The 10,407-nt window shown below is 72.3% G+C and carries 12 protein-coding genes; 7 read left to right on the forward strand and 5 right to left on the reverse strand.

What is annotated here, in order from left to right; all coding sequences use genetic code 11:
• Positions 1-47 precede the first annotated feature (47 nt).
• On the reverse strand, positions 48-521 hold the full coding sequence (locus DJ81_RS04295; RefSeq protein WP_094525981.1) for an N-acetyltransferase: 474 nt from the start codon (positions 519-521) through the stop codon (positions 48-50).
• A gap of 187 nt (positions 522-708) precedes the next feature.
• Between DJ81_RS04295 and DJ81_RS04300 the strand changes: the two genes are divergently transcribed.
• The 5 genes from DJ81_RS04300 to DJ81_RS04320 all read left to right on the forward strand — a co-directional run bounded on the left by DJ81_RS04300 (position 709) and on the right by DJ81_RS04320 (position 5,032).
• Positions 709-1,566 (forward strand): DUF502 domain-containing protein, encoded by an 858-nt coding sequence (locus tag DJ81_RS04300; RefSeq protein ID WP_094523729.1) that lies wholly within the window; start codon positions 709-711, stop codon positions 1,564-1,566.
• The gene (locus DJ81_RS04305) at positions 1,563-2,045 is read left to right on the forward strand and encodes an archease (protein ID WP_094588644.1); all 483 of its coding nucleotides are present in this window, start codon (positions 1,563-1,565) and stop codon (positions 2,043-2,045) included. The genes DJ81_RS04300 and DJ81_RS04305 overlap by 4 nt, the downstream gene beginning before the upstream one ends.
• A gap of 69 nt (positions 2,046-2,114) precedes the next feature.
• Complete coding sequence (locus DJ81_RS04310; protein ID WP_094525980.1) at positions 2,115-2,642, forward strand: hypothetical protein; 528 nt, start codon at positions 2,115-2,117, stop codon at positions 2,640-2,642.
• Between the two features lie 79 nt (positions 2,643-2,721).
• Positions 2,722-4,230 (forward strand): RtcB family protein, encoded by a 1,509-nt coding sequence (locus tag DJ81_RS04315; RefSeq protein ID WP_094525979.1) that lies wholly within the window; start codon positions 2,722-2,724, stop codon positions 4,228-4,230.
• Positions 4,231-4,339: 109 nt separating this feature from the next.
• Complete coding sequence (locus DJ81_RS04320; RefSeq protein WP_094525978.1) at positions 4,340-5,032, forward strand: hypothetical protein; 693 nt, start codon at positions 4,340-4,342, stop codon at positions 5,030-5,032.
• A gap of 21 nt (positions 5,033-5,053) precedes the next feature.
• Here DJ81_RS04320 and DJ81_RS04325 read toward each other — a convergent pair whose 3' ends face one another.
• The 4 genes from DJ81_RS04325 to DJ81_RS04340 all read right to left on the reverse strand — a co-directional run bounded on the left by DJ81_RS04325 (position 5,054) and on the right by DJ81_RS04340 (position 7,649).
• On the reverse strand, positions 5,054-5,782 hold the full coding sequence (locus tag DJ81_RS04325) for an SDR family NAD(P)-dependent oxidoreductase (RefSeq protein ID WP_094588646.1): 729 nt from the start codon (positions 5,780-5,782) through the stop codon (positions 5,054-5,056).
• Positions 5,783-5,891: 109 nt separating this feature from the next.
• Complete coding sequence (locus tag DJ81_RS04330; protein ID WP_094588648.1) at positions 5,892-6,203, reverse strand: MTH1187 family thiamine-binding protein; 312 nt, start codon at positions 6,201-6,203, stop codon at positions 5,892-5,894.
• Between the two features lie 61 nt (positions 6,204-6,264).
• A complete protein-coding gene (locus tag DJ81_RS04335; protein ID WP_094588650.1) occupies positions 6,265-7,200 on the reverse strand; it encodes an alpha/beta hydrolase in 936 nt (311 codons plus the stop codon).
• Complete coding sequence (locus DJ81_RS04340) at positions 7,197-7,649, reverse strand: hypothetical protein (protein ID WP_094588652.1); 453 nt, start codon at positions 7,647-7,649, stop codon at positions 7,197-7,199. The genes DJ81_RS04335 and DJ81_RS04340 overlap by 4 nt, the downstream gene beginning before the upstream one ends.
• 292 nt (positions 7,650-7,941) lie before the next feature.
• Between DJ81_RS04340 and DJ81_RS04345 the strand changes: the two genes are divergently transcribed.
• Positions 7,942-9,135: a DUF4013 domain-containing protein gene (locus tag DJ81_RS04345; RefSeq protein WP_094588654.1), complete on the forward strand. Its 1,194-nt coding sequence runs from the start codon at positions 7,942-7,944 to the stop codon at positions 9,133-9,135.
• Positions 9,136-9,160: 25 nt separating this feature from the next.
• Positions 9,161-10,228: an mRNA surveillance protein pelota gene (locus DJ81_RS04350; RefSeq protein ID WP_094523710.1), complete on the forward strand. Its 1,068-nt coding sequence runs from the start codon at positions 9,161-9,163 to the stop codon at positions 10,226-10,228.
• Positions 10,229-10,407: the final 179 nt, after the last annotated feature.

Here is a 10,407-nt window from a genome sequence, read left to right on the forward strand (position 1 = left end):
GGGAACTGAAACGCGTTCCGGTGGCCGGCGCCGGGCGGACGAGCGGCCTACCGCCCGACGATTCCGGAGAGCCGCTCGCGGAGCGACTCGCCGCCGAGCTTGAGGTAGTAGGCGTCGCCGCCGTCCTCGTAGTAGTCGTCGATCCGCCGGACCACCTCGAAGCCGAGGTGCTCGTAGAAGCCGAGCGCCCGCTCGTTCGTCGTCCGGGCGTGGCAGGTGACCGACCGGTGCGCCTCGGCGACGTCGGCGACGAGCCGCTCCGCGTGGCCGCGTCCCCGGTGGTCGGGGTGGACGGCCAGAAAGAGGATGTACCCGTCGCGGCGGACCGAGGCGAACGCGACGAGCGCGTCGTTCTCGACGAGGAGATGCGTCGTGGAGCGGCGGTAGGCGTCGGTGAAGAAGCCGCGTCGCTGTCGGAGGACTCCCTCCTCGGCGCGGATCCGTTCCTTGAGGTCCCACGCCGCGGCGGCGTGGTCGGACTCCCCGGGCGGGTCCGTCCGCTTCTCCACGTTGACGCTCACTGCAAGGAGATAACAGGCCAGCGGAATATAACTCCACCGCCACCGGGGAGGGTTGCGGTCGGCCGTGCTCCCCCCGACGCGGACTCGCTCCGAGGCGATCCCTCCAAGGCGGACTCGCTCCGAGGCGATCCCTCCGAGAGCGCCCGTCGACGGAAGCGTTTTGTCCGGTTCGTTCGTGGTGCCGACAATGGCTGTCGAGTCCCCGCCGAACCGAGGGCGCCTCAGGCGGGCGCTGCTGACCGGCGTCGCCGTCATCGTCCCCTCCGTCATCACGCTCGCGGTGCTGGGGTTCGTGTTCAACGCGATCTACGACTACCTGGACGCCTTCTCCACGGCGATCCTGCCGCTGTTGCCGCGGTCGACGCTCCCGATGGGCCGGGAGGTCGCCATCGAGGTCGCGACGCCCGTCGTGTTCGTCGGGTCGATCCTCCTCATCGGCGTCGCCGTCGAGTCGACGCGGTACGGCGAGCTCGCGGTCGACTACGCCGACTACGCGATCGAGCAGATTCCGGGCGTCGGCTCCGTCTATCAGGGGTTCCGACAGATGAGCGACGCCATGCTGGAGTCGGACGGCGGGAACTTCCGGGAGGTGGTCCTCGTCGAGTTCCCGACCGAGGACGTGTACACCCTCGCGTTCGTCACGAGCGACACGCCGGACGCGGTCGCCGGCCCGGCCGAGAGCGGGGAGATGCGGACGCTGTTCATGCCGATGGCCCCGAACCCGGTGATGGGCGGGCACGTCCTGTTCGTCCCCGAGCGGCGGATCGTCGACGTCGACCTGAGCGTGGAGCAGGGGATCCGGGCGCTCGTGACGAGCGGCGTCGCCCTGGAACGCGCCGCGGCCGACGCCGACGGCGTGTCGCCGTCGCAGATACGCGACGCCGGCCAGGGCGGGCGGATCGGCTCGTACCACTCCCCGACGTCGGACGCCGCGAAGCGCCCGGACGAGGAGACTGACCGGGCGAGCGACCATTCGGGCGACGACCGGGGCGGGCGGAGCGACGAGCGGATCACGCCCGACGACGGCCCGGGTGACCGCTCGTGAGCTTCGCGCTCCGCGACCACACCGCCGACGTGGCGGTCGAGGCGACCGCGCCGACCCTCGCGGGGCTGTTCGAGGCCGTCGCCGACGGGCTCACGACCGCGAGCTGCGAGGCGGTCCCGGAGACCGGCGAGCGGTTCTCGCTGACCGTGCGCGCCGAGGGCCGCGAAGCGCTGCTGTTCGACTACCTCGACCGGCTGATCTACGAGCGCGACGTGCGGCTCGTCCTCCCCGCCGACCACCGGTGTTCGGTCTCGGGGCCGAACGGTTCGGCGGCGGACGGCGACGACGCGACGGCCGACTCGACGGCGGACGATGACGACGCGACCGCCGACCCCGACGGGTGGACCGTCGAGGCGACGGCCCGCGGGGTCCCGCTCGGCGACGTCGCGGCTCGCGAGATCAAGGCGGTCACCTACTCCGAGATGACCCTCGAACGGCGGAGCGACGAGTGGTACGCGTACGTCGTCTTCGACGTCTAAGGGGAGATAGACACCCGAGAGGAACCGATCCGTGAAAACGATTATCCGTGTCGAGAGCGTTGTTACCGTATGTCACGGACGGACGACACGGGGACGACCGACCGCCGCTGGGGAGCGGGCGCGCTCGGCGGTCTGGTCGCCGGCGTGGCGATGGGCGTGGTGTTACACGGAGCGCTGGGACTGATGCCGACGATCGGCGCGCTCGTCGGCGTCGAGACGGCCCTCGGCGGCTGGGCGGTCCACCTGTTCAACAGCGCCCTCTTCGGCGCCCTGTTCGTCGCGGTCTTCGACCGGGCCTTCTTCGACGACCTCCGCGCCGACGTCGGGGGGTGCCTCTCGCTCGGCGTCGTCCACTCGGCGCTGCTCGGGGTGATCACCGGCGGACTGCTGTTGCCGACCGCGATCGCGCTGGAGGGGGCGACGTCGCTGCCGGTCCCCACGCTGCCGTTCCCCGGCCTCACGGCGAGCTTCGAGTTCGGCGCGGTGATCGCCGTCGCGCACCTGATCTACGGGCTCGTGCTCGGCCGCGTCTTCGCCGCGCTCACGCTCGCGGAGGGCGCGATCGGTTGGCTGCCGTTCGATCCGGTCGACCGGTAGCGGGGCGACCGTCGCACCGCCGCCGGCGTCGCGCCCGCCTCTCGCAACGCCCTTGCCCCCGCGCGCCGAACGCCGGGGTATGACAACGCGCGAGTTCGACGGGATCCGACTGGAGAAGGTGCGGGACCACGTCTGGGAGATCCCCCGCGAGGGCGACATGAACGTCCCCGCGCGGGTCCTCGCCAGCGAGTCGCTCCTGGAGGAGATCGGCGACGACGACTCGCTCCAGCAGCTGAAGAACGCGACGCACCTCCCGGGGATGGCCGAGCCCGCCCTCTGTATGCCCGACGGCCACCAGGGGTACGGCTTCCCCGTCGGCGGCGTCGGCGCGATCGACGCCCGGACCGGCTGTATCTCGCCCGGAGCGGTCGGCTACGACATAAATTGCGGCGTGAGAATGGTAAAAACTAATCTCACCTACGACGACGTGCGCGGCCGGGAGTCCGAGCTCGTCGACGCCCTCTTCGAGGCGATCCCCTCCGGGCTCGGGGGCGGCGGCGTGATCGGCGGCGACGCCGACGCGATCGAGGGCGCATTGGAGCGCGGCGTCGAGTGGGCCGTCGAGCGGGGGTACGGGATCGAGAGCGACCTCGCGCGCTGCGAGGACGAGGGGCGGCGGCCCGACGCCCGGCCGGAGTACGTCTCCCAGAAGGCGATGGACCGCGGGCGCAACCAGATGGGCTCGCTCGGGTCGGGGAACCACTTCCTGGAGGTCCAGCGCGTCACGGACGTGTTCCTGCCCGAGGTCGCCGAGGCGTACGGGCTCACCGAGGACGGGATCGTCGTCCTGATCCACTGCGGGAGCCGCGGACTCGGCCACCAGACCTGCAACGACTACCTGCGGCGGATCGAGAAGGAGCACGGCGACCTCCTCGACTCCCTGCCGGACAAGGAGCTCGCGGCCGCGCCCGCCGGCTCGGCGCTGGCCGAGGAGTACTACGGCGCGATGGGGGCGTGCATCAACTTCGCGTGGGTGAACCGCCAGCTGATCACCCACCAGGCCCGCGAGACGTTCGGCGAGGTGTTCGACGCCGATCCGATCGAGGACCTCGGGATGGAGCTCCTCTACGACGTCGCGCACAACATCGCGAAGAAGGAGACCCACGAGGTCGGCGTCGACGCCGCCGGGCGCCCCGCGGTCGGCGACGAGGCCGTGGACCGCGCGGATCGAGAGCTGTACGTCCACCGCAAGGGCGCCACGCGCGCGTTCCCCGCGGGCCACGAGGACGTGCCCGAGACGTACCGCGAGGTGGGCCAGCCCGTGATCATCCCCGGGAGCATGGGCGCCGGCTCGTACGTGCTCCGCGGCGGCGCGGAGTCGATGTCGGTGTCGTTCGGCTCCACCGCCCACGGCGCCGGCCGGCTGATGAGTCGGACGCAAGCGAAACAGGAGTTCTGGGGCGGCGACGTGCAGGACGACCTCGAGGACGGCCAGCAGATCTACGTGAAGGCGCAGTCGGGCGCGACCATCGCCGAGGAGGCCCCGGGCGTCTACAAGGACATCGACGAGGTGATCCGCGTGAGCGACGCGCTCGGGATCGGCGACAAGGTCGCGCGGACCTTCCCCGTCTGCAACATCAAGGGGTAGCGGCGGTCTCCGCCCGCCGCCGAGCGCTTTCGCGGCCGACCTTCTCTTCCCGTCGAGCGCTTTCGCCGCCGGCCGCTTATACCGGATGCCGCGGCCACGTCGCACCGAGATGAGCGACCACTCGCGGAACGATAGCTCGTCCGACGCGGTCTCGAGACGATCCCTGCTCGGCGGCGTCGCCGCCGTCGCCGGCGGCGGCCTCGCCGGGCTCGGCGCGCTCGCGGCGTCGAGCGAGCCGGCGGCCGCGGTCGACGGCGACCCCGCCGCCTTCGAGGCGGGCGACGCGCCGACCGTCACCAGCAACGACGGGCGGATCGACTCCGTCTACCTCTCGCCCGTCCTCGACGTGTCGTGGACCGACTTCTCCGCCGGCGTCGAGCGCGTGACGCTCGTGCTCGCCGTCGGGAGCGACGCCGGCGTCGACGAGGTGTACCGGGAGACGCTGACCGCGTCAGACCCGGACGCGACGCCCGGCGACGTCGCGGCGGTAGGGAGCGCCGACGGCGGGAAACCGGACGGGACGGCGCCCGACTTCGCGGCGGTCGACGGCGGCCTCACCGCCCGGTTCGAGCGCGCCGACGCGACCGCCCGCGGCGACGCGGTGACGAGCGAGTCGCTCGGTGACCCGAACTTGGCCGGCGGCGAGAGCGCGACGACGACCCTCGACGTCGTGTTCCGCGCGGACGTCGTCGGCGGCGGCGACGAGGCGACCGTCGTGCGCACGACGACCGTCGACGTGACGGTCGAGAACCCCGCCGGCGACGCGACGGCCGGCGGTGAGGTCGAGGTGGACGCCGCGTAGGACGGGGCGGTTCCGGCCCGCTCAGAGGTGCATTCCGCCGTCGACTTCCAGCACCTCGCCGTGGACGTACTCGTTGTCGATCAGGTAGCGGACGGAGTGGGCCACGTCCGCCGGCTCGCAGGCGTACTCGGGGAGGTGGGTGTCGACGTTCTCGTGGCCGCGAAACTCGATCCCTTCGAGGTAGTCGAGGATGACGTCGTTGAGGTCGGTCTCGACGGGACCGGGCGCGACCGCGTTGACCTGCACGCCGTCCGGGCCGAGCTCCCGAGCGAGCGCGCGCGTCAGCCCGTGAACCCCGGCCTTGCTCGCGGCGTAGCTGGCGTCCACCGTCCCGAGCGTGCCGCCGACGCTGGAAAGGAAGACGACATCGCCCCCGGCCGCCCTGAGGTGCGGCGCCGCCGCGCGGGTGACGCGGAACGCCCCGGAGAGGTTGGTGTCGATCACCGACTCCCACTCGGCGTCGGTCGTCTCTTCCAGCCGGTTCGGGCGCGTGATCCCGGCGTTGTTGACGACCGCGTCTAGCGAGTCGAACGCGTCGACGGCGGTTTCGACGAGTCGGTCCGCGGCCGCGGACTCGGAGATGTCGGCCCGCACGGTGACGGCCTCTCCGCCCGCCTCGCGGACCCGCTCCGCCGTCTCGTCCGCGGCCTCCTCGTCCGACCGGTAGTTGACGACGACGTCGCGCTCGGCGAACTCGACCGCGATTGACCGCCCGATTCCGCGACTGCTTCCGGTGACCAGTATCGCCATACCCACACGTGTGATTAATGGTTAATACCACTAACGAATACAAAACCGCGATCGGGCGGCACTCGGTCACTGCGGATCGCAGTCGCTTGCGACCGAACGCGGCCCCCCGTCAGCGCTCTCGCTTCGCCTCTCGGCCGAGCTCCTGCTCGACCGCTTCGACCTTCCGGTCCGCGGTCGTCTCCGCGGTCCGCTTGTCGTCGATCTTCAGCACTGTCGAGACGCGGTCGCCGTCGACGGCGTCGTGGGCGGCCGCGGCGGCGGCGAACACCGTCTCGGCGTCGTCGGCCTCGATCACGGTGCCCATCGGGTTCGTCTCGTAGCTCACGTCGAACGCGTCGAGCGCGTCGACGGCCTTCGCGACCTCGCTCGCCATGCTGTCCTCGATCACCGGCGCGACGCTCAACAGCGCGACTGTGGTCATGGTCGCGGATCCGCGCCGCCGACACTTAAATCGGCGCGCGCGGTGGGGCCCGCGTCGACGCCTACTCGAGGGCGTCCCGCAGGAACGACAGCTGATGCCCCACCGCCGGCTCGAAGTCCTCGCCGAGCGGGGAGAAGTGGTCCGCGGGCATGGTGACGACCGTCCCGCGCGAGAGCGACTCGCCGGCGTCGACGACAGCCTCGCTGTCCACGATTGCGTCGTCGGTCCCGGCCAAGAGGAGGGTCGGCGCCCGGATCTCGTCGAGCCGCCCGACGGGTCGGTAGTTCGCGACCCGCAGCAGCGACCGCGCCGGCGTCTCGTTGCGCCACGTCGACTCGCGGTCGACCAGGTCCAGGTACTTCCGTTTCGTCCCCGGCTCAGTGATCGCTGCGAGCTCCTCGGTACCGCCCACGATCGGGACGCTCCGGCCGCGACCGAACCGGTGACCGACCAGGTCGCGGAGCCCGGCGATCCCAGAGCGCGCGAGGTACTTCGCGCCTCGGCGTCGGGCGATCGCGCGGCCGTCGAGCATCGGGACCGCGCCGATCACGGCGTCGACGTCGGCGCGCTCCGCGGCGAGCGCGAGGACGTGCGCCGCCGACAGCGACGCGCCCCAGAGCACGAGTCCGCGCCCGACGGCGTCGACGCGGCGGACGCGGTCGATCGCGGCCGCGTAGTCGGCGCGCTGGTCCGCGGGGTGGACCGCCTGCGAGTCGCCGTCCGAGGCGCCGAACTCGCGGTAGTCGAAGCAGAACGCCGCGTAGCCGGCGTCGGCGAACCGCTCCGCGACCGCCGGGTAGCCGAAGCTCCGCTCCGCGCCGAGGCCAGGCGCCATCACGATCACCGGGGGGTCGTCGCCGTCGCCGCCCGGGAGGCAGAGGGTGCCGCGGCAGGTGTCGCCGTCGACGTCGAACGCGAGCGCACGGGTGGCGAACCGCTCGCGGGGCGGCCGGGCGAGGCGGCGCTGCGCGCGGTTCACCGGGTTCCGGCGGGTCACGATCGGTCCTCGGAATCCGCGCGGTCGCCGTCGCCGCGGGCGGCATCGTCGTCGTCGGCCTCCGCCGCGGCCGGATCTTCGTCGTCGGCCGCCGCGGCTTCGTCCGCGTGCGACAGCGTCTCCAATACGCGCGTCGAGAACTCCGTCTCCGAGATCTCGTACGCGGCCAGCGCCTCGAACCACTCCGGCTCCGCGCGCCACGTCCCGAGGACGTCGCCGGGCGCGCGGACGACCGTCGCCTCGACCCGGACGGGGTCCCACTCGTCGGCCTCGGCGCGGTCGATGAGCGCGTTGAGGGCGCGCCCGATCTCGGGGTGGTGCACCTCGCGGCCGGGAAACGCCGTCATGTACGTGAGCTCGAGCGGGTCGCCGCCGTCGATCTCCTCGACGCTGATCCCGTAGCTGCGGAGCGCCGGCTCCACGTCGGTCGTCTGCTCGTCGCCGGTCATACGGGACGGTCGACCGGACGGAATAAATCGCTACCGGCGTCGCTCGGTGCGAGAGAAGTTCTCGGTCCGTCGAAAGCCGCGGACGGGGGATGGCCGCCGCGCGCGGCGGCCGTGATCGGAGTTGTCAGAGGCACACGATTGTCCCGCGCGGCCGGTTTGTTCTATTTCGTGAAATCATATAAACGCTCGGGAGGCGGTCCTTCTGGTTTCCTCCGCTCCGGAACTCGTGCCCGCCTCGACGCGGTCCGCCGAACCGGGCATGCTTTATCACCGTCGCGGGACAGGATCGGATATGATCCGGGGCGCGTCGTCGGTCCTTCCGCGGTCCGCCGACGCCGCCGGCGTCCTCGTCGTCGGCGGCTTCCTGACCCTGCTGGCGTGGGTGGCCACGCCGGTCTGGGTCGGCGGCGTCCTCGCCGTCCCGCCGCTCGTCGTCCTCGCGCCGCTCGCGCTCGCGCCCGCCTTCGTGCTCCGCGGGTACCTCGTCCGCGTCGTCGCCGGCGGGGGCGCGACCGGGAACCGGGAGGGCGCGCCGCCGTTCGTCGCCTGGAACGAGCTCTATCGGGACGGCGCGAAATCGGTCCTGCTGAGCGCGCTGCTGCTCGCGCCGTTGGCGCTGCTGTTCGCGGTCGCGGCGCTCGCGTTCGCCGCCGTCGAGACCGGGGCCGTCGACCTCGCCCCCGCGACCGGTCTCGCCGAGCGCGCGCTCGGCCCGAGGAGCGCTCCCGCCGTCCTCGGCGCCGGCGGCGGGCTCCTGAGCGTCGCCGTCGCGGCGTACCTCCTCGCGTTCGCGTACGTCAGGCCGGCGGCGCTCGCCGCGTTCGCCGCGTCCGGACGGCTCCGCGACGCCCTCCGTCCGGGGCGGGTCGCCGCCGTCGCCGGCTCGGCGGAGTACGCGACGACGTGGCTCGTCGCGGTCGCGGCGCTCGGCGCGGGGTACGCGCTGGCCGCGCCGCTCGTCCCGCTCGTCGCCGGCGTCCCGCTCGCCTTCGCCGTCCGGGTCGTCGCGCACGCGCTCTACGGCCGCGGCGCCGCGGACGCGATCGAGTTCGACGCCGCTGAGCCGTCCGAGCCAGCCGAGTCGGCCGACTCACCGGCGGCGGGAGCGTCCGAGTCGCCCGCGCCTCCGTCTGCGTCTCCGACCGCGGCGTCGGGAGCGCCCCCGGAGCCCGCGGACCCCTCCCCCGACCGGTTCGACGGCGGGTCCCGGCGATCGGCGACCGAGGCGTCGGCGGCGGTCCAGACCGGTCGGACGGTCCCGATCGGCGCCGACCGAGGGGCGCGGACCGGGGTCGACTCCGCCGGCTTCGAGTGGAACGCCGAAGGCGACGTGGAGAGCGGTGACGAGCGAGCGCCGCCACCCGACGACGGACACGGCGGTGACCGCGCCGAGCGGGGAGGGACCGACCGCCGGGACACCGACCGCGGGGGCGCCGCCGACGGGTTCGACTGGAGCGCGCCCGTCGACGCGGAAGACAAGAGTTGATACGAGCGCGGGCGAACGGTCGCCCATGCGCATCTCCGACCGGGGCTACGGCGAGGAGGGCCGGGAACGGCTCACCCTCGTCCCCGAGAACGTCGACGACCTCTGGCACCTCGCGCACGTCCTCGAACCGGGTGACCTCGTCGAGGGGGACACCACGCGCCGGATCCAGCGGAACGACGACCAGATGCGGGACACCGGCGGCCAGCGCGAGCACCTGTTCGTCACGCTGGAGGTCGACGACGTGGAGTTCGCCCGGTTCGCCAACCGGCTCCGCGTCGGGGGCGTGATCGTCGCCTGCTCCCGCGAGGACCAGCTCAACGCCCACCACACGCTCAACGTCGAGGAGCACGACGAGATAACGGTCGAGAAGCACTTCAAGCCGGACCAGACCGAGCGGCTGGAGGAGGCGACGGAGGCCGCCGAGAACCCCGATGTCGCCATCGCGACCGTCGAGGAGGGGGCCGCCTACGTCCACACGGTCCAGCAGTACGGCACCGAGGAGTACGCCTCGTTCACGAAGCCGACGGGGAAGGGAGAGTACTCGCGGCCCCGCGAGGAGCTGTTCGCGGAGCTCGGCGAGGCGCTCGCGCACCTTGACGCCGACGCCGTGATCCTCGCGGGCCCGGGGTTCACGAAGAACGACGCGCTCGACTACGTCACCGAGGAGTACCGCGACCTCGCCGACCGGATCACCACGGTCGACACCTCCGCCGCCGGCGACCGCGGCGTCCACGAGGTGCTCAAGCGCGGCGCGGTCGACGAGGTCCAGAAGGAGACCCGGATCTCGAAGGAGGCGAGCCTCATCGACGAGCTGACCGAGAACATCGCGCAGGGCGCGAAGGCGACGTACGGCCCGGAGGACGTGGCCGAGGCCGCCGAGTTCGGCGCGATCGAGACCCTCCTCGTCGTCGACGACCGGCTCCGCACGGAGCGGCAGGGGGAGGGCGACTGGTCGATCGACGTCAACGAGGTGATCGAGTCGGTCGAACAACAGGGCGGCGACGTGGTCGTCTTCTCCTCCGAGTTCGCGCCCGGCGAGCAGCTCTCGAACCTCGGCGGGATCGCCGCTATCCTGCGGTATCGGCTGGAGTGAGAAACGGAAGCGGCGCAACGTCTATTTATAAATGAACTGTGCGGTGGCGCGTGCCTGCGAGCGGGCCATCGGCCCGCGAGCAGCACCGCGCGAGGGAGTCAGTCGTCCGGAGCGAAGCGGAGGACGACTGACGAGGCTGGGGAGGTGTGAGGCTGCGGTTGTGGTTGTGGGCGGGTGGG

It is taken from the genome of Halorubrum sp. Hd13, assembly GCF_002252755.1.
Lineage (GTDB): Archaea > Halobacteriota > Halobacteria > Halobacteriales > Haloferacaceae > Halorubrum.